A 20231-nucleotide genomic window follows, 5' to 3' on the forward strand; every position below is an offset into this window, starting at 1 on the left:
GTGTGTCCGGGCTGACTGCCCTCCCCTACACAGGAGCACAGGTCCAAGGCTGGCGCCCGGAAAGCTGCGCGCAGTGAGAAGAGCATCATCTCCTCGTCTCGCTGCGCGCTCACCACTCAAAGCAGCAGTGAAGCCTCGAAGGCTCCGCTGCTGGCGCCCGCGAAGATCAGTGCAGCAGCTGAATGTTACCCTGGCTGGCCTGGCTCCTCAAAAACAGCGACGGCTGCATGAACTTTCACGGGCTTCACGACCGTTGAGCAGGCAGCCAACGTCAAGGCAACGACATTTTTCCGTTAAACGGAAGTGCCTCAGCTTGTTACTGGCAATGCTATTCAGTTTTAAATGCCGGCTATGCGTCAGGAGCGTGGATTGCAGGGCGCGTCCGGAAGGTCCGAGTGGGGTCGTGAGCAGCGGTTCAGTCGCCGCGAGCCTGATCCCGGCTGACGGCGCGATACTGACGCCTGCGGCCCGCCACCCGAGCAGCTACGCTTCAACGTCAGCGCCCTTCCTAAGATCAAGCTGAGTGGTTTTTAGCCCCAAGGGCATTAGCGCTCATGCCGGGGTGCGCCTGGATGATGGCTCGCATGAGCGGGTTGAACTCGTTGGCCTTCACACTCAGCATAACCCGCCCTCGGGCTAGGGAGGCGTCAGAACGGGGATTCCCGAGGCGCCGGCCATCCTGGGCCAGAACCGGTCAAACACTGACCAGCGATCAGTGACTTGCTACGGCATTAGTTCATTTGGACAGGATGTAAGGTTGCCCGGGAACTGCGCCTCTTCGCGGTTACTGACCGCGATGGGCAACAACCAGTGATCTTCGTCGATCCGTGTTTCACGATCGACGTGACCGTCACGTGTTCGATCGTTCAAAATTCTTACAAAATCAGGGAAATCGTTGGGTGATACAAACATTGTGACCCGGAACATATTCATCTGAGCGATCTTCTTCCAAGTAGATCAGCAACGTACATGTGCTGCACGATGGCTGCGTCGATCTCATGGACCTCAGCAGCAAGTTCCGGAAGAAGCCTGGCAACTTCGGCGAGACGTTCACGCACCCTCGCCACGACGCTCGGCTTCACCCTGGCATTCGCCCCGCCTCGACGATGGTAGTCACGAAGTAAATCCTCACTCATTCCGCACCAGCGAGTCGAGAAATATTTTTGAGAATCAACGATACCTAAAGCACTGATGCTTTCAAAGGTCGAAAATAACTGAAATCCGTACATGAGCATATTTAGTCCCAGCGGGAAATTTGGTGGGATAAATACATGTAGCATTGCGTTACATGCGTCTGGTCCAAGCGCGGACACAACGTCGGAGGAGCCATGAGAGCCAGCGAAATTATCAGCAGATACATTGATTCACAAAAAATTACTGTGAAATTCCGCCGTGAACTTGAGAACGATATCGCAAGAAATGGCCCGCAAGGAAGCCCTGAGTTGATACAAACGATGTATGGCGATGAGAAAGGGGACCTGGAACTTGCCCAACTTCGGGCTGATCTCATGAAAACCCAGGCAGAAGCCGATGAGGCCGCTGCGTCGGCGGTTCGGGATAGGGCTGCGGCTCAGCGGACGATTGGTTCATTAGGTCGCTAGCCGGTTCGGTAGCGCGCGTTAGGACCACCACGTTTCGTCACATAAAACTGTTGCAGGTGAAAGGCTGCGACCGACGCGGCTGTGCCGATCCAGGGCATCGAACAGGTAGCCGATGGGGATGAACGCCGCCGCTACCTACCTCGCATGCCGTCACCCTGCAGATGGCGTCATTGATACGCGCGATGCCGAGCCCATGCCCCGATCACTCCTGGTCTCCCTCACCCGCATGGATCACTGCCCGCAGCCTATGGGGTCTGACCGTAACCTTGGGAAATCGCGAGGATGACTAGAATATCACCGATCTCTCGCAGGGCCGCTGTGGTGACCAGCATCAGGATGATCCCAAGATCCTCACATCTGCAGCGCCGCCCTGGCGCCGCGTATCAGTGCAGCCGGTCTTACGTTGCCGGATTATTCTTGCAGTTCAACCCTGACAAAGCTTTTGAGGAGGAACTGTCTTGGGTTAGATTGGATTAAGTGTGCTAACAGGCAACATTAAGCCCTCACTGGAAGGCTGACGCAAAAACCAGGATACGCGCTGCGCTCACAAGTATGGCTAACCCGCTGCCACGAAACGAGGTCCGTGAGGCTGAGAGAAATGCTTTATCCCCAGCCAAACGGATATTCGGGGCCGCAACCTCTCGCGGCGGCGAGGACCAAGGCCTTGAGGCTCTTGCGGGGACGAGCACTACGGGAATCGGGTAGCCGCCAGTCACGTAGGCCCGGCAAGGGCGCGCGGCCGCTGGCGCGTCGCCGAATCCACCGGCAATCATGCATTGTTCGGTTGAAGTTTTCAGCCAGCTGTGGCATCTGATAGCCAAGCTTGCAGGCAGAGTTGTTATCGCGCCATCGCGATATAAGAGAACGATGCCGGGAGGTGATTGCTTCCTATGGCGTCTTAATGCATAAAAATGATCAGACGGTATGAGCGATCGTATCGCATAGGAGTGCCTGCAAGCCCTTTTCCCGCAAGAGCCTTTCAATGTCGATCGTTAATAAACTTAAGGGCGCGAAGACGCTCGATGAACTTGCCGACCTGCTTGGGTTCACGCCAAGTGGATTTTCTTACATTCTTTACCGACTTCCCAACGCTATCAAATACAAGTCTTTCTCGATCCCGAAACGTGGCGGTGGGGCGCGAACCATTGAGGCGCCCGACGATCGCTTAAAGCTTTTGCAGCGGCGTCTGGCAAACGTCTTGTACTTATATCTCGACGAGATCGAGAAATCGGGCAAGGAGCATACTCCTGTCGCACATGGGTTCGCGCGGTCGCTGTCGATCATCACGAATGCCGCGTGCCACAAGCGCCGACGCTACGTGCTCAACTTAGATCTCGCCGAATTCTTCCCGGCCATCAATTTCGGGCGGGTCCGGGGCGTGTTTCTAAAAGACAAGCGCTTTGAATTCGCGCCCAAGATTGCAACCCTTATCGCACAAATCGCCTGTCACAACCACGCCCTACCCCAAGGAAGCCCGTGCTCGCCGGTCATCTCTAACATCGTGGCGCGCCTGCTAGACGTCCGCCTGGTCCGGCTCGCCAAGCAGCACAAGTGCACCTACAGCCGATATGCCGACGACATCACCTTCTCGACGAACCAGAAGGAATTCCCGGTCGACTTGGCGCTACCGGATCCGTCCGGCAAGGGGCCATGGGTCGTGGGTCCTGCACTCACCGCTGAGATCACGGGGACAGGCTTCGTGATCAACGCGAGCAAGACCCGAATGCAGATCCGAGGATCACGACAGCTCGCGACTGGGCTCCTCGTGAACGAGAAGGTCAATGTCTGTCCCGAATATTATCGGACAGTCCGGTCGATGTGCGCCCGCTTGTTCTCGACAGGCGAGTATTTCGCCATGGTGCCCGCAATGATGGCGGGCGGCAAAGTTGGAGATCCCGATGTAAGGACCTCATTCAAAACGTTCCCGCTTATCGAGGGACGGCTGGGTTTCATCTACCTGGTACGTGATGGGCTTGATCGACGTGACGGCGTCGAGAAAAAGAAATCTCCCACGGCAACCCGTGTCTTGTATCACCATCTGCTGTTTTATAAACATTTCGTCGCGGGAGCGCGCCCACTAGTTATAACAGAAGGCAAAACCGATCGCGTTTATCTTAGAGCGGCCATCGAAAAGCTAACCTCCTTTCATCCGAGGCTGGGGAAGATTGAATCTGGTGCGTTCTCTTCATCTATACGTTTCATGAACTTCTCTCGTATCGTCCATGACGTGCTTCAACTCGGCGGCGGAACTGGAGATCTTAAGTTTTTCATGCTCCACTATGCAGACACTTTGCGTAAGTTCAAGCATGCGCCTCTTAAGGCGCCCATCATTGTGCTTATCGACAACGATCTAGGAACGAAGGATATTTTTGGGGTAATGCGGGAAAAAACAGTCCACAAGACGATATCAACACAGACAACTGCCCCGTTTTACCGAGTGCATGCCAACCTGTACCTCGTAAAAACCCCCGAGACTGGGAAAGATAAGGGGATGACATGCATTGAAGATCTATTTGAGCCGTGCGTTCTTGCGACGAAAATTGATGGCCTTGTCTTCGATCCTGACAAAAAGCACAAGGAGCCCGGGAAGTACGGGAAAGCCGTTTTTGCAGAGAAGGTCGTCCGGCCGAACAAGAGTGCGATCGTGTTTGATGGGTTCGATCCGCTTTTGCAGCGAATCTGTGATGTTATCGATGATTATGCCACTCACCCTGGCCATATATGATATGCGCCCTGAATGAATATGGCGTTGCTGTAAGCCGGTGCTGAGTGGAGACTTGACCTCGTTTGCTATTACTACGGCTACTTAACGACACTCCCCGGCAGCGGACCTTGCGAAGGGTCGGCTTAAAGCCACCACCTTCCGGACAGCCGTGATGTCACGGCGGGCCGCCATCACCGTTCAGGTCCGCGCCTCGAAGCCGCGGCGGCCGGCACCGCTGACCGCTTCCCAGCGCGCCTACGCTCAGCGATGATTACGCCCGAGGAAGGCGGTATAGATGCGCGACGAGCTAAAACGTATTGCGGAAGCCATTGAGGGGCGACAGCTCCCTGGTTCGTTCGCGGAACTCTTCGAGGGGAACTGGGACGAGGCCGAGCGGCGGTTTACCAGTCAGGAGACGTACGTTCTCGACTACAAAGAGGAAGTACCCGACCGGTTTTCGGACGGCTACGGCGCCGGCATCGTGCGGTTAGCACTGGCATTCCACAACTCCTACGGAGGATTAGTCGTATTCGGGGTGAAAGATCGCGCGCTGACGATTGTCGGAGCGCGGCGGCCCCTCGACGTCGAAGCCCTCAATCGGGTTCTGAGCGACTTCACGGGCATCGGGATCGAGTGCGTGATGCGCCGCTACACAGTCGCGCAACCCGACGGCGTCGCGCTCGACATCGTCGCCCTGCTTGTCCCGCGGCGCGGCCTCGCCCGGCCGGCGCGCCTCTCACGGCCGCTCGGCCCTTATCCGGCCGGCATGACGTGGGTGCGCGACCGACACGAAGTGCTAGAGGCGGGGTCCCGACACTTGCATGTCCTCTACTCGGACCGGCGGCTGTTACCCTCCGAGGATGATGACGGCGAGGCGACTTTCCCCATCCATCGGTCCTTCCCGCCGTCCCCCGCGACGGTACGCGACTTCATAGGTCGCAGGAAGCTGACGGAGGCCCTGTTCGACTGGCTACTCTTCGACGACCAGCCCAGGATGTACCTTCACGGTCCAGGCGGGTCTGGCAAGAGCACACTGGCATTCGAGATCGCGCGGCTGCTGGCCGATAACGGCCATGCAATGACGTTGCCAGGGGGCGAGCGACTCGACTACGTGGTCTATCTGTCAGGCAAGGAGACGGAATTCAACTCCGCAACGGGCCGGCAGCAGGACTTTGCGTTACGGCAGTTCGGGTCGGCCCGTGAGCTAATGGTACAGCTCCTCCACCATGCGGGCTTTGCCGCTCAGGACGAGGTTGCGGGAGCCGACGAACGCACGCTTGAGACCCGCCTGTCGGAACTGTTTGACAGCTACAACGGCCTTGTCGTGATCGACGACATCGACGCCCTCAGCCGCAGGAAGGTCGACACGGCCGAGGAGGCGCTCTTCCTGCGGGCGGTTCGGGCAAGGCGATGGACCCGGATCTTATACACGCTCCGCTACCCGCCCGCTAATGCCATCCGTTCGTCGCTGCCGGTGCCAGGCCTTGACTCCGACACGGAGGTGCCGGAGTTCCTCGAAGCGTGCTGCCGGCAGTTCGAGGTGCCCGAGCCCGCGGCCGATCAGGTGCCGGCAATCATCAGGGCGACTGACTGCCTTCCCCTGTTGATCGAGACGGTGATCGGGCTGCGTCGCTTCACAGGCAACTACCCGGAGGCAATTAGGATCTTTTCCGACCGCGGCGGCGACGAGGCCCGCCGGTACCTCTACCAGCGAGAATACGACCAGCTCGATCCTGCGGGACGTTCGAAACCCGTCTTGGCTGCACTTCTCCTTCTCGGCGAGCCCGTGACCTTTGCCACCATCGCTGGCCTCCTCTCGCACCTGACGAAGCCGCAAGTGGCCGATGCACTGAGCGAGACCGGCAGCGTGTTCCTGTCAACCTTCCAGGACGAGGACGGCGAGACGCTCTACCAGTTGGTGCCGCCGAGCGTGCCCTTCGTCCGGCTGGTCTCGGAGCGCCAACCATACTTCAACCGGCTCATCAACACGGTCGAGCACTTTAGGGCTACAGGCGTTCGTACAACGCCGCGGGAGGCCACCTTGATCGTCACCATGGAGCGCGCCCTGCGCGACCGCGCTTTTGGGCAGGTCGCGGAGATTCATGCCAGCATGTCGGCGCACGATCCCGCCCTTGGAAATCCGAAGATTAGGGCTCTCCTCGCACAAGCTTATGGCGAACTCGGCCCAGCCCATAGGACGTCGGCGCGGGAGTGGTTCCGTGCCGCGGAAGCCATGGGCTACCGCGACCCGTTCATGATGCGGAGGTGGTATCACCTAGAGATCGTCGCCGGCGATGATCCTTCTGAGGCCGAGCGGCTTTGCCGGGCCGTACTGGCCGATGAGAAGTTCGCGGCCCGGCACAGAAGCGAGTTCCTCAGCAAGCTGGGACGCAGCCTCGTGCAGCAGGCAAACGGTCTGGGAGCAGTCAACCAGGATCGGGCCAACGTCCTCGTCCGGCAGGCCTGCGTCGCCTACCTTGAAGCGCTCTGGGTGGGTAGGAACCTGTGCGGCTTCGACCTACGCGAGACCTTGCACTGGCTCGAACGCACCCTGGAACGGATGCTGCGGCTCTCCGCCGAGGACGCCGAGCAATTCTTCAACCTCCTGGAGGAGGTGGCCGCAGCTGGCCACGACCCTCACCCGGACGGAACCGACGTCCTCGTCGAATACCTCCTGAAGGTCCCGCTGCGTTCTGACCGGGCCTGGTTCACCAAGCTCATTGGCCTATGCACCCGGACGGCGGGCCGCGTCGCCCGCGTTGCCCGGCCCGCCGACGATCACCCGGGCCTTATGCGGCTGATCACCACACTCGAAGACCTCCGCGCGAACCTGGAAGCGAGGAGGCCTCCACGCGAAAGGCCGCTAGCAGCCGCGTCCCGCGGCTCCTGACACGTGACGGCGCGAGCGCGGCACGGGCGCGCGAGGACCGACGGCGGGAGAGTTGAGCCCGGCAGCCACTCCAACTGCTGCTTGCCCCAACTCAGGCCCGCGCCGATCTCACGGTGCTGATCGCGGCGGGCGAGGCGACAAGTCTGGGGCTTTTTTAATGGCCGGGTGAACCGAGCAGCGCTGCGATCGAGCGACGCCGTGATCTCCTTGAAGGATTATTCTTGAACACGTTCGATATTACCTACAGAATACGTCTCACCAGAATCAGTAACCGATCGAAACAGATCATCAGTCAAGATAATATGTTGCATATCCTCACTGAGGAGGCCGTGGTGTAGCTTCACGCGTAGATCCTGCAGCCTCTGGGCGACCTCAGCAGCTGCGGCCATGGCAGCATCCCTGGTCGGCATCTCCTTAGGGAATCGCTCCTGGGCGATCCTGCGGGCCACAGGGGCGTCTTGAGCGGTCCGCGTTCTCCGCGGCGTCCGAGTTTCACCGACTCGCTGACGAGGAGTGGGCAATGACGCACTGATTCAGTAGCCTCGTGATTCCTGACGACTACCACGCCTTCCACGCTCGCACCCGATGGAGCTTGCTGACGGGGCGGACTGGTGAAACGGGCCGCAGCTGGGCATGGGCGCCCGTGGGCGATCCGGTCAACGGCCGGCAACGTGGTAATCCCTCCGTCCGGCTAGATCGCTATTGCCGCAAGATGCCTCAAGGGGCGTGATTCATATGAATCAGTTTCATGTGATTCTTTATGTTTGAGGCCATCGCAGAATCAGTTAAATTGATGGATTAATTCCGTGTCGTTCCTGAAATTGACGTCGCAGCTTAAAAATATTTTGACGAAAATGTTGTAATCCCGTAGATCGATGTTCGCTGCCGGACGGATTGGTGCCGGTGGCGATTCATTTCATTTAGGGATTTCTGATGAAGGATGCGATTAATGACGCCGCTCGGTTGGCCGTGGCAGCGAATGATGCCGTGACCGAGACCGATCTGATCCACATCGTGCACGTCAAGGCGTGGCCGTTCGAGCGACTGGTGCGGTTCGGCCAGAGCATCGTGCGGTTCGGCGAGGCGTACCCGGACGTCGGCTTCGAATGGTGCGAGGCCGACTACGCCGAGGTCGACCGCGACACCGAGGACGAGGACGAGGATGATGCGGACGAGGTCGAGGATGAGGACGAGGACGCGCTGGTCGTCGATAACGTAACGGTTTTCCCATTCGATCCGGATTGGGCGACGTTCTTGTTCAGCTTCAAGGATCAGGCAGGCTACGACGCTTGGTCGGTGTGGCGCGGGGGCGCCCGGTGACGACCGTCTGGATTTGCCAGCTGGAAAGCAAGCACTCGTGGTTCGGCTGGACCACGGCCCACGCCACCCGCGAGTCGGCCCGGCAGTTGCTGCGCCGGGAGCAGATCAACGACCTTGTGGTGGAGAAGTATTCCCGCGACGAGATGAAGGCGTTGGACGACGAGACCCTCTACGAGCTTTGGGAAACTGAGACAGACCGGATGGCGTACTGCGAGGAAAAAGAGATTCTTGGCTCTTAAGTTGGTCTCGCGCTCTATACCAAAATGATTTGTTGGCGGCTTTGGCCGTCAACATAGGTAATTTAGTCCAATTCTCCGCCGGGCTGTTTGGTGCCGTAGGCGATTGATTTATTTTTTGGAATTGCAATGTCGCTGATGATTGTAGCGGTGGCCTGCCTTGGTGCGGCCATCATGAACGCCATGCACTACGTCCACATCTACCGTCTTCGCCGCTGCGTGCTTGTGCTCTTCGAACGCCAGGATCGCGTGGCCGGTGCGCTCGTTAAACTGAACGAGCGTTTGAGCGAGGTCGAAGCCGTGCTCCTCGATGCGATCGACGAGGCAGGCCGGGAGGGCGCGATGACCGAGCCGACCAACGATGCGGTCGGGGCTGCGATCGATGCTCTCAGCGCCCTCGTGGACCTCAAGAGCGCGCACCTTAAGCAACTCGGCGCCGTGCGGGCTCACGCGGATGCGGGCGGCTTCAAGCCGTCCAACGTCGATCGCGACGACTAGGATGGCTGTGATGACATCGCTCGAGATCGCGGACGTGCGGGACCGTGGCTGTAAGGTCGACGACATCTACTTGCGCACGATGGAGAATGCAACCGGGATAGGGGGGCTTGGTTCACCGGGCAAGGCTTAAGGTGGGCTGAGATCAGAATCGGCCGCGCATGGTGGGTGGTCTTCGACACGCCGGCACAGGCCGTCGCGTTCAAGATGTGCTGGCTGTGATGAAGCAAGGTGCGGCCGTAAAGACCTAGATTGCCAACTGGCAGAACAGGGCAGTTTTTTTGCGCAGGTCAATCGTCAGTTTGACCCCGACGCCGTGCAGATACACCTCGCCGTCGGGGTCCAACACAACGCCGTAGCGGATCGGGATTTCCTGCTCCGTGATGCTCTTACAAGAGATAGAATTATGTCCCATTATAAAATTTATTTGTCGAATTTCGATATCGAGGATCGTGCTTTCGAATATAGTTTTCGAGCGGCTGACCTCTGCAGCTTGTTGGCTGTCTCCAGCCAATGCGCATGCGACCTGAACGCTGCGATCGAGAAGATCGAATTCGAAGAGCTTGCCATCATCGCAATGCTCAAGCCATTCGAACAGCTCATCGACGAGTTGCAGCTTGGCGACTGCGATTACGATTCCGGAGACGGCGACTGCCTGGAGGTGACCTTCTCGTTCGAGGATTCGAGCCATGCCGCCATGTTCGGTGCCGCTGTCCGCTCGTGCGGGTTGGGCTAAGATTCGGTCCTAGAGACGGAGGGGGTGCTCCGAAGAACGTGTCACCGCCGGGGTCGAGGCGTCCACCGCCTCTGCATAACGGGATGGACGGACGCAGCTCGGCGTTGTCGCATGGCCGAGTATCGCTTTCCCCTGAGAGAATCGATGAGTCGACTGTCCCGGCGCCGCATCCGCCCTCGTCGCGGCCGCGGCGATCGGGCTCGGTCTCCTCATGTTGCTTCACCAACAGAAGGGGCTTGTCATCGGACGCACCGTGATCGACACGACTCCTGCGAAGATGTATCGTCCCAAGGGGAGCGAACCGGCGCCTGTCGTCGTCGTGGCGCATGGCTTCGCGGGCTCGCAGCCACTCATGGCCGCCTTCGCCATCACCTTCGACCGTAACGGCCTCGTCGCGGTCACTCTCGACTTCCTCGGGCGCGGACGCAACCCGCGGCCGCTCCCGGGCGACGCCACGCGCGAGGGCGGGACGCCTAGGGCGCTGGTCGATGAAAGGCGCGCCGGTGCGCAGAGTCCAAAGCATGCCATTGAGGATCCGACCGTGATCCCCACAGGCCGGCCAATACCCGGCTTTTACGGCAGCAGCTGCGGAGGATTTACTCCCACTGCGAGTCCGGCAGTTTAAAGTACCGCATCCGGACAAATTGGGTGCTTTCCCCGCTCTTGTGAACCCCTCGCAAAAATTCTTGAATCAAATTCGACATGACGTCGACACTTCGTCAGTCTTTTCAGGCGAGCGACGCATCGCCGGCGTCACCGTAGGCGCTCCAGCCGCCGTCGACACTCAGAACTGCGCCCGTCACGTACGAAGCCGACGGTGAGCATAGGAACCACGCCGCCTCGGCGATCTCAGCCGGATCGGCGAGGCGGCCGAGCGGAATCCGCCGTTCCAGCCGCCCGCGGTCGATGCGGCCCGCCTCGAACAGCTTGGCGACCAGCGCGGTGCCGACATAGCCCGGCGCGATGGCGTTGACGCGGATGCCCGCCCCGGCCCATTCGCAGGCCATGCTCTTCGTCATCGCGACGATGCCTGCCTTGGCCGCTCCGTAGGCGTTGCGTCGAGGCAGGCCGGTCAGTCCGGCGATGGAGCTCACGTTCAGGATGGCACCACCCTGCCCTGCCATCGCACGGGCCGCCTCCCGCGACGCCACGAAGGTTCCGTCGAGGTGGACGCGCAGGATCCTGTCGAAGGTCGCGAGGTCCTGCTCCAGGGTCGGCTTGTGGCTGTCGCCGATCCCCGCGTTGTTGACGAGGATGTCGAGCCGGCCCAGCCGCGCGACGGTCTCCTCGACCATCGCGATCGCCGAGGCCTCGTCGGCGACGTCGGCCCGCACTGCCAGGTGACGGTCTCCGAGTTCCGCGGCCCGCGCGGCGGTGCGGTCGTGGTCGAGATCGGCCAGGGCGACGCAGCAGCCGGCCGCGGCGAAGCGCCGGGCCATCGCCCAGCCGATGCCGTCCGCGGCTCCGGTGACGAGGGCGACCTGTGTCTGCATGGTCGGGATCATGAGGCGCTCCCGTGCAGGTTCCCGCCGGAGGACGAACCGGCCTCGAAGCCCGGGCGCGGGATCAGGTTCATCAGCACGCGGTTGAACCCGCCATCGACCGTGATCTCGTCGCCGGTGACGTAGGCGGCTCGGTCGCTGGCGAGGTAGAGGACCGCATCCGCGATGTCCTCAGGCGCGCCGATGCGGCCGAGGGGCACAACGGCGCTGCGGCGCTCGCGCACGCTCGGGGCGTCGTAGAAGGACCGGCTCAGCGGCGTCACCACGAGGCCGGGGCTGACCACGTTGCTGCGGATGCCGGCCGGTCCCCACTCAGTGGCGAGCTGGCACGACAGCATTACGATGCCGGCCTTGCTGACGCTGTAGGCGCCGCTGAAGCCCTGGGGGTGGCGTCCGGAGATCGACGCGACGTGGACGATCGCGCCGCCGCCCCGCTCCCGCATCAGTCCCCCGAAGACCTGCGCGGCCAGGAAGTAGCCGGTGAGGTTGACCGCCAGGAGCGCGTTCCACTCCGCGAGGGCGAGGGTCTCGAGGGGCCCGGGCCGCATCAGCGCGGCGTTGTTGACCAGCGCCGCGCAGGGCCCGAGCGCGCGGGCCCGCGCGGCGGCGGCCTCGAGGCTGCCCGGGTCGGTCACGTCGCAGGCCAGTGCCAGCACCTCGGCGCCGCATCGCTCGGCCTCGGCGGCGATTCCCACCATCGCCTCCGCCTCGCGGTCGAGGAGGACGAGGCGGGCGCCGGCCCGGGCGAAGCCGAGGGCAATCGCCTGCCCGAGCCCGCCGCCGGCGCCGGTGACCACGCAGACCCGGCCCCGCAGGTTCAGCCAGTCGGAATCCCTGTCGCTCATGATGAAATGCTCCGGGGGAGGATCGGTGCAGGGCCGTCAGCGCCCGGCGAGGGACGGCAGGACCGCCCTCCGGATCAGACGGTTCTCCTGGGCGGTGATCAGATGCGCGGAGGCCTGGAGATAGGCAGGCCAGTCCGGATCTCGGTCCCGGGCGGCGTGGCGGGCCTCGAACTGGCCCATGTCGTCGAAGCCCCAGAGGTGGATGACCTGGTTGAGGGGGCCGACCGCGCTCGTGAACATCCCGAGCGGTGCGCCAAGATATTTCAGCTGAACCGGCATCGCGAGCCGGTCGAAGACGTCGAGGAACTCGGCCATACCGCGCAGGCGGATGGTGTAGTTGCGCAGGTCGACGATCGCCGCGTCGAGAGTCATGAGAATGTCCTCGCGGGTCTTGGAGCCAGGATCAGGAGCGGACCAGCGGGCAGGCGCCATCCGCTTCGGGCCGGAAGGCGTCCTCGGCCGGCATCGTCGAGACGAGCTTGTAGACGTCGCCTGGGCCCCGGCTCTCCTCCGGCCGCTTCACCTCGAACAGGTAGGCCGGATGAATCTTGCGCCCGTCCGCCCGGATGCGGCCTGCCCCGAAGGCGTCGTCGTCGGTCGGCATCCGCTTCATCAGCTCGACCACCGCGCGCCCGTCGGCCTTGGCCTGCGCGACGCCGAGTTCCTTGACCGCCTTGAGGTAGTGGAGCACCCCCGCATAGTCGCCGGCCTGGCTCATGTTGGGTAGGATGTTGGTGGGAAGCCGCGGCTTGACGCGCTTCGTGAAGCTCTTGGTGCGCTCGTTGAGGTCCCAGTAGAAGGTCTCGGTGAGCGAAAGGCCCTTGGCTACCGGCAGCCCCATGCCGAGTACGTCGGTGACGTAGCCAACCATCGCGGCGAGCCGCACGCCGCTCCCCTCGATGCCGAATTCCTGCGCCTGCTTGAGGCAGGCGATCAACTCGCTGCCGGAATTGGCGAAGGCGATGACATTGGCGCCGCTGCTCTGGGCCTGGAGCAGGTAGGAGGAGAAGTCCGCGGTGCTGCCGAGGGGATAGCGCACCGCGCCGAGCACCTTGCCGCCGGCGGCCTTGACGAAGCGGGACGCGTCGGCCTCGGCCGCGTGGCCGAAGGCGTAGTCGGCGGTGATGAAGAACCACTTGTCGCCGCCGACCCGCACCAGGGAGGTCGCTGTCGAGTGGGCGAGGCACCAGGAATCCCACGACCAGTGCACCCAGTTCGGGCTGCAGCTCTTGCCGGTCAGGTCCGAGCTGCCGGCGGTGGTGATCAGCGCCGCCTTCTTCTTCTCCTCGATGATGCCGCGCGAGCCGAGCGCGATCGAGCTGTTGCCGACGTTCTCGATCAGGTCAACGCCGCCGCGATCGAACCACTGCCGGATGATGGTCAACCCGACATCCGGCTTGTTCTGGTGGTCGGCGGTGAGGATCTCGATCTTAATGTCGGGATTCTGCGCCGTGAACTCGTCGGCGGCCTGCTGTACGCAGGCGACCGTGGTCGGCCCCGAGACGTCGCGGTAGACCCCTGACATGTCGGTGATGACGCCTATGCGGATGGTGCTCGCGGCTTGGGCCCGGCTCAGGGACGCGGGCATCATGGCGAGCCCGGCAAGGCCGGCGCGCAAGACGGTGCGGCGGTCGAAGGTCATGGCGTTTCCTCCGTGATGGATCATCTGGTGGTGCGCGGGCGGCTCTGTCAGGCCGCTTCGTCCGCGAGGTGGCGTCCGGTGATGAAGCCGAAGGTCATGATCGGCCCGAGCGTGATCCCAGCCCCCGGATAGGCGCCGCCCATGATGCTCGCCCGGTCGTTGCCGACGGCGTAGAGGCCGGGAACCGGATGGGCGTCGGGGCGCAGCACGCGCCCGACCGTGTCGGTGCGCAGGCCGTCGAAAGTGCCGAGATCGCCCATGACCAGCTTGAGGGCGTAGAACGGCCCCTTCGCGACCGGCGCGACGTTAGGGTTGGGCCGGTGCTCGGCATCGCCGAGGAAGCGGTTGAAGGCGGTCGAGCCGCGCCCGAAGGCGGGATCCTCGCCGTGCGCGGCATCGCGGTTGTAGGTCTCCACCGTCGCGACCAGCCCGTCCGGGTCGATGCCGGCCGCCCGGGCGAGGTCGGGCAGCGTCCGCCCGGTGACGAGGTAGCCGTTGCGGATTGAGAGGCCGATCGGGACCGGGGCCGGCTTGGCGTAGCCGAGGCCGTACTTGCGGATCGTCGGATGGTCGCAGATCAGCCAGGCGGCGGTCTCGCCCTCCCCCTCGCCGTCGCGGATCATCGCGGCGCCGGTGTCGTGGTAGGAGTTCGCCTCGTTGGCGAAGCGCCGGCCATGCCGGTTCACCGCTATGATGCCGGGCTTATAGCGGTCGACGAGGTGGGGGAAGACCCCCGTGCGCCCCCCTCCGAGGGGCACGCGCGACACCGGCATCCACGCCGCCGCATGAGCCATCCGGATCTCGAACGCGCCGCCGGCCCCCTCGCCGAGGCGGATGCCGTCGCCGGTATTGCCGGACGGCGTCGGCGACAGGTGCTCGGCGCCGCGCTTGACGTGAGGATAGGCCTTGGCGATCCGCGCCCGGTCGTGCGGGAAGCCGCCGCAAGCCAGCACCACGGCGCACCGGGCCGCGATGCGGCGTTCGCCCTCCCTATCGCGCACCACCGCTCCGGTCACCCGCCCGTCGCTGACGCTCAGGCTCTCGGCCGCGGTGCCGGTCCGGATCGGGATGCCAAGGTCGAAGGCGGTCTTGGCAAGCCGCGCCGCCAATGCGTTGCCGCTGGTGATCTGGACGCCGCGGCGGTGGATCGCAAGGTCCTTGAGGTGCCGGGCGAGGCGGCGCGCCACGTAGACCGCCGAGGTCAGCGAGCGGGTCGCCCGGAAGAAATGCTTCAGGTCCTCGTTCGAGGAGTTGAACATCATCCCGATGAAGGTGATCGTCTCGAGCGGCGGGCGCAGCCGGGCGATCTCGCGCCCGAGCTTGCGCGCATCGAACGCCGCCGCCGTAACCGAGCGTCCGGCCTGGGCGCCGCCCGGCGCGTCCGGGTGGTAGTCGGGATAGCCCGAGAGCACGAACTTGACCTCGGTTTCGCGCTCGAAGAAGTCGATCATGCGCGGGCCCTCGTCGAGGAACGCCTCGACCACCGCCTCATCGTAGGCGTTGCCGGCCTCGTGGCGCAGGTAGGTCCGGACGGCCTCCCGCGTGTCGGCCAGCCCGGCGCGCACCGCGTGCGGATTGCCGGGCACCCAGAGCACGCCGCCCGAGAAGGCGGTGGTGCCGCCGAAGAAAGGCTCCTTCTCGATCACCAGCACGTCGAGGCCGCGCTTCCGCGCTGTGATCGCGGTCGCAAGCCCGCCGGCACCGGAGCCGACGACGAGCACGTCGCAAGCGAGATCGCTGGCTGCCTGGGGCGCCATGGCTTCCTCCTCTCTTGGGTATGGCGGAGCCGGTATGCGCGGGACCGTCCGGACACGTCGGCATTGGGCGCGTCGCGCCCTCGATTCTCCGCCTGTTGCCTCCCGCCTCTCGCAAGCTCTGACGTCTCGCGAGGACTATGCGCAGAGGCTACCGCACGGCCCGCACGGCACAATGGACAGATGCCGCGTTCGATTGCACTTTTCCCGCAGAGGATCGGATGTGGCCGGGAGGGAGCGGATGGTACGGACCAAGCGGGAATCCGGACAGGCCGCGCCGGTCGAGCGCTATCTCCTCTACGGGGAGCCGGTCCAGAGCGTCGAGGCGCGCTTCCTGCACGTCGAGCCGATCCGCCTGCGCAGCGGCCGGCACCACTGGACCATCGCGCCCCACGCCCATGCGGACTTGCACCAAATCCTGCTCGTCACGCAGGGCGGCGGCGTGATGCGCGCCGAGGCCGAGCACTTCCCGATCACACCGCCGGCCCTGCTGGTCGTTCCCTCGGGCGTAATTCACGCCTTCGACTTCGTGGCCGGGACCGACGGATGGGTCGTCACCGTGGCGGATTCAATGGCGGCCGACGTCTCCCGGGGCGAGGCGGCCATCGACCGCCTCCTGCGTCGGGCAGCCTGCATCGGCGGCCTCGAGGCCGGGGCGGTGACCGGGCTCTCTGGCGCCTTTACCGAGCTGTCGCGGGAATTCCTGTGGTCGGCGCCGGCCCGGATGCTCTCCATCGAGGCCGGGCTGATCCGGATCCTCGTGGCGGCGGTCCGCATGGTGGATGCGCAGGGCCGCGAGGACGCGCCGAGATCGGCCGAGGCCGCGCTGATCGCCCGCTTCCAGCACCTAGTCGAGCAGGAGTTTCGCACGGTCCAGACCGTGTCCGACTACGCGAAGAGGCTCGCCGTGACCGAGGACCGGCTGCTCGCCGCCTGCCAGCGCCGATTCGGCCAGCCGCCCAAGGTGCTGATCCAGCGCCGCGTCCTGGTCGAGGCGCAGCGCTGGCTGATCTACACCACGCTGCCGCTGGCCGAGATCAGCCACGCCCTCGGCTTCCGGGATCCGGCGTATTTCTCGCGGGTGTTCAAGAAGAAGATCAGCGAGACGCCCCAGGCGTTCCGTGCATCGCGGGCGACGGTGCGGGCATCATAGGCCATCTGCGGACGGTTACGAGGGCCGGTTCGGCGCAAACGATGCGGCCCCTGTCCGGGATCTCCCGCTGCGACCGCGTCAGGCGTCCGGGAAGGGCGTGGGAACGCGGAATCGTCCGCCCGCCGGGGAGCGGCGGAACGCTGAAGCCGCCTAATCGCCCGACCGGCGCGGGGCGCGGAAGTTCGGCTCGCGCTTCTCGCGAAACGCGGTACCACCCTCGCGCGACTCGTCGGTGTCGTAGTAGATGCTCAGCGCCTGCATCCACATTGAAGCGATGCCGCGGATGCTCTCGGTGTCCGCGTTGAAGGAGCGCTTGGCGGTGGCGAGCGCGGTCGAGCTGCGCTCCATCAGTTCGGCGCACCAGCGGGCGACCTCGGCGTCAAGCTTCTCGTGCGGCACACCAGTAACGCCACATCGGAGCAGCGAGCTGCCTCACCAGCGGGGACGCTGGAAGCCGAGTGATCAGAACCCGATCATGTCGATCCATGGCTTAAGCTTTGGCACTGGCACCTTCCCGTAGCGGTCGTGCGCTGTCACCTCGTTGTGACCGACGATCCAGAACAACTTCTGGTCCGGCACATCCTTGTAGCGCAGGCGGCTGATCGCGCGATGGCGCAGGGAGTGCACTACCAGCCGCTCGTCCCCAATCTTGAGGTCGTCCCGAAGGCGTCGCATCAGACGCTTGCCGACATTGATCGGACCAGTCTCGGGATCGGTGCCCGGAAACAGGCTGCCAATGATCTTGACTGGAAGGTGGGGCAGTAGCGCGGACGGCAGAGGAATCTCACGGCGAGAGGTGGTGCTCTTCTCGCCGATCGTGATGCAGCGCAGACCCTCGATAGTCTTCTCCTCAACAATCTGCCACGCCTCAGAGCGCCTCATTCCTGTCGTTGCTAAGATCAACCAAAGTAACCGCTCGTCGGGTTTGAACAGGTCAGTAAACAGGTGCTCGCGCACCAGCGCCATTTGCTCTTCGGTGAAATCTTCTCGCCTAATCGAATCAGCGGCGACCTTCTTCGGCATGATATTGCTGAAGGGATTCAGGGTGATTTCGTCGCGCTTGATGGCGAGGTTACACATCGCTCGCAGGTGACCAACCTTCTTAGCGATGGTGGGCAGCTTCAGACCCTCTTCGCGGTAGTAGTCCACCAGCTTGATCCCGTCCGAGCGCTTGCATTCGGGCAGAGGCTTGTGGTCGGTCAGGGCGCAGAACTGCGCGAAGGCGCCGCGGGCCTCGCGCTCAAGGTGGTGATTAATGCCGTTATCTTTGACCCACCGATCGAGGAAGGCGAGGCCGGGGTTTTCCTTCAGCTTGGACGACGCCTTCCCGTGGTGCCTCTGCTCCAGCGACGTCGCCTCTTTTAAGTCAAGGTGCCGCATCTCGGTGATCTGTTCAGGGGTGGCGTTGTTACCCATCTTCCAGTGACGAAAGCTTTGCGGCCTTGGGTAAGGGTTCGTAAGGGTCAATTCGATCTTCTCGTCCTTCACGATAAAGAGCATGTCGGCGGTTGCCACGACTGTTCGGCCAGCCACGAAGTCGTGTACCCGCCCTGGCTCGAAGACACGCTCAATCAAGCCAGTATCAGCGAACCCCCACGAGACGCGCCGCGATAGGAGCAGCTTCTTATGCTCTGTGATCAGTGGGGCCGCCTTGATCTCGGCCTCAGACCGGTCCGTCGTGCCAAGCGACTTCTTTATCGGCGGCCTCTTCAGTGCAGCCGGAAATTGTAGTCGGATGTACCAGACGTCGCTCCCGGGCTTGCGGAACAGGTAGTCGCCACGGCGTCCAACCATCGGATTCAGCCCCCTAATTGTGGCTCCCAATTTAGCCCCAAATTTAGTCCCTGGCCAGAGGCTTGTTAAATAAAGAACTTTTGCCCCGAGAATGGTTGCGGCGTCCCCTCCCGTAGGGCGCGCCATTGGCCTCTAAGGCCTTGATGCGGCTGAAATCCTCCTACAATCAGTGCTTTGCGAGCCGGCTGTCCGACAAACCGGTGCTACAAACCCGTGGCACGGATGACCTGCCGCGTTCAGAGCCGCCATGGCAGCCCCTACTTCCGGCGCATCGTCCCGAAGGCGCTGCGGCCCTTCATGTCGGCCCCGTGGACGGGCAAGTCGGCTTGGACAAAAAGTTTCGGCACGAAGGAGCAAGGCGAAGCCAAGCAGCACTTCGCCCGCCACCTGTCCGACTGTGAGGCGCACGTTGCGCTGGCTGAGAGAGCCATGCGCGGCAAGCCCATCAACGCGCCACGAAGCTCGCCTGCGCACCCCTCTGACGCCAAGATTGAGGCCGAGGTCTTGGCCGGTCTCCTCGCCGCGGACGAGCTGGAGCGGTCGGAGCTGGACCCGCGGCAGCATTCAGACCGCCGAGGAGCGGGCGCAGTAGCCCGACCTCGTGAAGCTGAAGCCCCGTGGGATGGACGAGGACGACCACTATGTGCTCGGCGGGGAGCTTGAGGTCCCCAGCACACTGCCTACTGGGAGGCGCTCGGGCGGGCCCCGAGATCGTGGATGGCGAGTGCCGGGCTTTCCTTCGCAAACACGGGCTGCTCCATCGATCCCGTTTCCGACGCCTACCACGCGCCACGCTGAGGCAGCCGGGCGGCTGGACGCGGTGCCAGGCTTCAAGACCCTTTTGGCGCGGGCATGAAGCTCATCATCAACGAGCGGGGCGAGGAAGATCGGCAGGAGTTTGGCAACCAGGATCTCAAGTCCATCTTCGGCACGAGGGTCTTCCTGAGTGGCGAGCGGCCGAAAGGCGGTGGAGCGGATTTTTAGCTTTTCGATCGACTTCCCCCGAGACCCGGGGTCGATCCCCGCGTGGGCGGGGGAGCCGCCGATCATGGCCGGTGAAACCAAGCTCATCCGGGTCGATCCCCGCGTGGGCGGGGGAGCCCCGACCGCCGTGCAGGCGGACGGCGCCATGTGGGGTCGATCCCCACGTGGGCGGGGGAGCCGCTGCCACGTAAGTAGCTGTTATTATTCACGATGTCAAAAAACGCCATCAGCGGCGGACGAGAAGCGCGCCGTCGAGGTCCGCGAGAGTTCGCGGAGGAAGACCGAGCGTGCGCAGGCCAAGGCGCCCGGGAGCGGCGTCATCCTTCCACAGGATCACGATCGAGCCACCCGGCATTTCGGCCCACCATTCCGTCAGCACCGTCCAGACCCGTTCGCGCACGCCACGAGAGAGTTCGGCAGCGACAAAGACGCCCGGGGCTGCCTCTGGCATCACCGATGATAGGAATCCACGGAAGCGGTCAGCGACGTCCCGTGTCACCACCACTGTCATCGGCATGGGGCGTACGACTTCGAGAGGGATGAGCACGGCTCGGATGGGCCCGCCACGTGCCCCG

At 63.2% G+C, this 20231-nt stretch carries 17 protein-coding genes and 1 pseudogene; 8 read left to right on the forward strand and 10 right to left on the reverse strand.

Features of this window, described 5'->3' with window-relative positions:
* Positions 1-929 precede the first annotated feature (929 nt).
* A complete protein-coding gene (locus tag FF100_RS13710; RefSeq protein WP_139036260.1) occupies positions 930-1229 on the reverse strand; it encodes a hypothetical protein in 300 nt (99 codons plus the stop codon).
* A gap of 99 nt (positions 1230-1328) precedes the next feature.
* On the opposite strand from FF100_RS13710, the gene FF100_RS13715 reads away from it, so the two are divergent.
* The 6 genes from FF100_RS13715 to FF100_RS13740 all read left to right on the forward strand — a co-directional run bounded on the left by FF100_RS13715 (position 1329) and on the right by FF100_RS13740 (position 9249).
* Positions 1329-1601, forward strand: a complete 273-nt coding sequence (locus tag FF100_RS13715; protein WP_139036261.1) for a hypothetical protein — start codon at positions 1329-1331, stop codon at positions 1599-1601.
* 982 nt (positions 1602-2583) lie between these two features.
* A complete protein-coding gene (locus tag FF100_RS13720) occupies positions 2584-4326 on the forward strand; it encodes a retron Ec67 family RNA-directed DNA polymerase/endonuclease (protein WP_139036262.1) in 1743 nt (580 codons plus the stop codon).
* Between the two features lie 274 nt (positions 4327-4600).
* Positions 4601-7195: an AAA family ATPase gene (locus tag FF100_RS13725; RefSeq protein WP_139036263.1), complete on the forward strand. Its 2595-nt coding sequence runs from the start codon at positions 4601-4603 to the stop codon at positions 7193-7195.
* 933 nt (positions 7196-8128) lie between these two features.
* Entirely contained in the window at positions 8129-8515 is a 387-nt protein-coding gene (locus FF100_RS37045; protein WP_171070158.1) for a hypothetical protein, read from the forward strand.
* Complete coding sequence (locus FF100_RS13735) at positions 8512-8754, forward strand: hypothetical protein (protein ID WP_139036264.1); 243 nt, start codon at positions 8512-8514, stop codon at positions 8752-8754. Before FF100_RS37045 ends, FF100_RS13735 begins: the two co-directional genes overlap by 4 nt.
* Positions 8755-8880: 126 nt before the next feature.
* The gene (locus FF100_RS13740; RefSeq protein ID WP_139036265.1) at positions 8881-9249 is read left to right on the forward strand and encodes a hypothetical protein; all 369 of its coding nucleotides are present in this window, start codon (positions 8881-8883) and stop codon (positions 9247-9249) included.
* Between the two features lie 244 nt (positions 9250-9493).
* Here FF100_RS13740 and FF100_RS13745 read toward each other — a convergent pair whose 3' ends face one another.
* The 6 genes from FF100_RS13745 to FF100_RS13775 all read right to left on the reverse strand — a co-directional run bounded on the left by FF100_RS13745 (position 9494) and on the right by FF100_RS13775 (position 15728).
* Positions 9494-9937, reverse strand: a complete 444-nt coding sequence (locus FF100_RS13745) for a hypothetical protein (protein ID WP_139036266.1) — start codon at positions 9935-9937, stop codon at positions 9494-9496.
* A 773-nt stretch (positions 9938-10710) separates the two neighbouring features.
* Complete coding sequence (locus tag FF100_RS13755; RefSeq protein WP_246102073.1) at positions 10711-11487, reverse strand: SDR family NAD(P)-dependent oxidoreductase; 777 nt, start codon at positions 11485-11487, stop codon at positions 10711-10713.
* Complete coding sequence (locus tag FF100_RS13760; protein ID WP_139036267.1) at positions 11484-12329, reverse strand: SDR family NAD(P)-dependent oxidoreductase; 846 nt, start codon at positions 12327-12329, stop codon at positions 11484-11486. The genes FF100_RS13755 and FF100_RS13760 overlap by 4 nt, the downstream gene beginning before the upstream one ends.
* 36 nt (positions 12330-12365) lie before the next feature.
* On the reverse strand, positions 12366-12701 hold the full coding sequence (locus FF100_RS13765; protein ID WP_139036268.1) for an NIPSNAP family protein: 336 nt from the start codon (positions 12699-12701) through the stop codon (positions 12366-12368).
* A gap of 31 nt (positions 12702-12732) precedes the next feature.
* Positions 12733-13971: an ABC transporter substrate-binding protein gene (locus tag FF100_RS13770; protein ID WP_139036269.1), complete on the reverse strand. Its 1239-nt coding sequence runs from the start codon at positions 13969-13971 to the stop codon at positions 12733-12735.
* Between the two features lie 47 nt (positions 13972-14018).
* Positions 14019-15728, reverse strand: coding sequence for an FAD-dependent oxidoreductase (locus tag FF100_RS13775; RefSeq protein ID WP_139036270.1), 1710 nt, complete (start codon positions 15726-15728; stop codon positions 14019-14021).
* 238 nt (positions 15729-15966) lie between these two features.
* Between FF100_RS13775 and FF100_RS13780 the strand changes: the two genes are divergently transcribed.
* Positions 15967-16878 (forward strand): helix-turn-helix domain-containing protein, encoded by a 912-nt coding sequence (locus tag FF100_RS13780; protein ID WP_139036271.1) that lies wholly within the window; start codon positions 15967-15969, stop codon positions 16876-16878.
* A 150-nt stretch (positions 16879-17028) separates the two neighbouring features.
* Here FF100_RS13780 and FF100_RS13785 read toward each other — a convergent pair.
* A pseudogene (locus FF100_RS13785) lies at positions 17029-17277 on the reverse strand (enoyl-CoA hydratase-related protein); the annotation flags it as partial.
* Positions 17278-17340: 63 nt separating this feature from the next.
* The gene (locus tag FF100_RS13790; RefSeq protein WP_171070159.1) at positions 17341-18672 is read right to left on the reverse strand and encodes a DUF6538 domain-containing protein; all 1332 of its coding nucleotides are present in this window, start codon (positions 18670-18672) and stop codon (positions 17341-17343) included.
* 852 nt (positions 18673-19524) lie between these two features.
* Here FF100_RS13790 and FF100_RS38345 point away from each other — a divergent pair.
* Entirely contained in the window at positions 19525-19656 is a 132-nt protein-coding gene (locus FF100_RS38345) for a hypothetical protein (RefSeq protein WP_281287282.1), read from the forward strand.
* Between the two features lie 226 nt (positions 19657-19882).
* Here FF100_RS38345 and cas2e read toward each other — a convergent pair whose 3' ends face one another.
* Positions 19883-20173 (reverse strand): type I-E CRISPR-associated endoribonuclease Cas2e, encoded by a 291-nt coding sequence (gene cas2e, locus FF100_RS13795; protein WP_139036274.1) that lies wholly within the window; start codon positions 20171-20173, stop codon positions 19883-19885.
* Positions 20174-20231 lie beyond the last annotated feature (58 nt).

This window comes from Methylobacterium terricola (genome assembly GCF_006151805.1).
Lineage (GTDB): Bacteria > Pseudomonadota > Alphaproteobacteria > Rhizobiales > Beijerinckiaceae > Methylobacterium > Methylobacterium terricola.

Bases quoted from the DNA above. Each gene is read 5' to 3' on its own strand.
- FF100_RS13710 (WP_139036260.1), bottom strand. From the start codon at position 1,229: ATGTACGGATTTCAGTTATTTTCGACCTTTGAAAGCATCAGTGCTTTA.
- FF100_RS13715 (WP_139036261.1), top strand. From the start codon at position 1,329: ATGAGAGCCAGCGAAATTATCAGCAGATACATTGATTCACAAAAAATT.
- FF100_RS13720 (WP_139036262.1), top strand. From the start codon at position 2,584: ATGTCGATCGTTAATAAACTTAAGGGCGCGAAGACGCTCGATGAACTT.
- FF100_RS13725 (WP_139036263.1), top strand. From the start codon at position 4,601: ATGCGCGACGAGCTAAAACGTATTGCGGAAGCCATTGAGGGGCGACAG.
- FF100_RS37045 (WP_171070158.1), top strand. From the start codon at position 8,129: ATGAAGGATGCGATTAATGACGCCGCTCGGTTGGCCGTGGCAGCGAAT.
- FF100_RS13740 (WP_139036265.1), top strand. From the start codon at position 8,881: ATGTCGCTGATGATTGTAGCGGTGGCCTGCCTTGGTGCGGCCATCATG.
- FF100_RS13745 (WP_139036266.1), bottom strand. From the start codon at position 9,937: ATGGCTCGAATCCTCGAACGAGAAGGTCACCTCCAGGCAGTCGCCGTC.
- FF100_RS13755 (WP_246102073.1), bottom strand. From the start codon at position 11,487: ATGATCCCGACCATGCAGACACAGGTCGCCCTCGTCACCGGAGCCGCG.
- FF100_RS13760 (WP_139036267.1), bottom strand. From the start codon at position 12,329: ATGAGCGACAGGGATTCCGACTGGCTGAACCTGCGGGGCCGGGTCTGC.
- FF100_RS13765 (WP_139036268.1), bottom strand. From the start codon at position 12,701: ATGACTCTCGACGCGGCGATCGTCGACCTGCGCAACTACACCATCCGC.
- FF100_RS13770 (WP_139036269.1), bottom strand. From the start codon at position 13,971: ATGACCTTCGACCGCCGCACCGTCTTGCGCGCCGGCCTTGCCGGGCTC.
- FF100_RS13775 (WP_139036270.1), bottom strand. From the start codon at position 15,728: ATGGCGCCCCAGGCAGCCAGCGATCTCGCTTGCGACGTGCTCGTCGTC.
- FF100_RS13780 (WP_139036271.1), top strand. From the start codon at position 15,967: ATGGTACGGACCAAGCGGGAATCCGGACAGGCCGCGCCGGTCGAGCGC.
- FF100_RS13790 (WP_171070159.1), bottom strand. From the start codon at position 18,672: ATGGTTGGACGCCGTGGCGACTACCTGTTCCGCAAGCCCGGGAGCGAC.
- FF100_RS38345 (WP_281287282.1), top strand. From the start codon at position 19,525: ATGAAGCTCATCATCAACGAGCGGGGCGAGGAAGATCGGCAGGAGTTT.
- cas2e (WP_139036274.1), bottom strand. From the start codon at position 20,173: ATGCCGATGACAGTGGTGGTGACACGGGACGTCGCTGACCGCTTCCGT.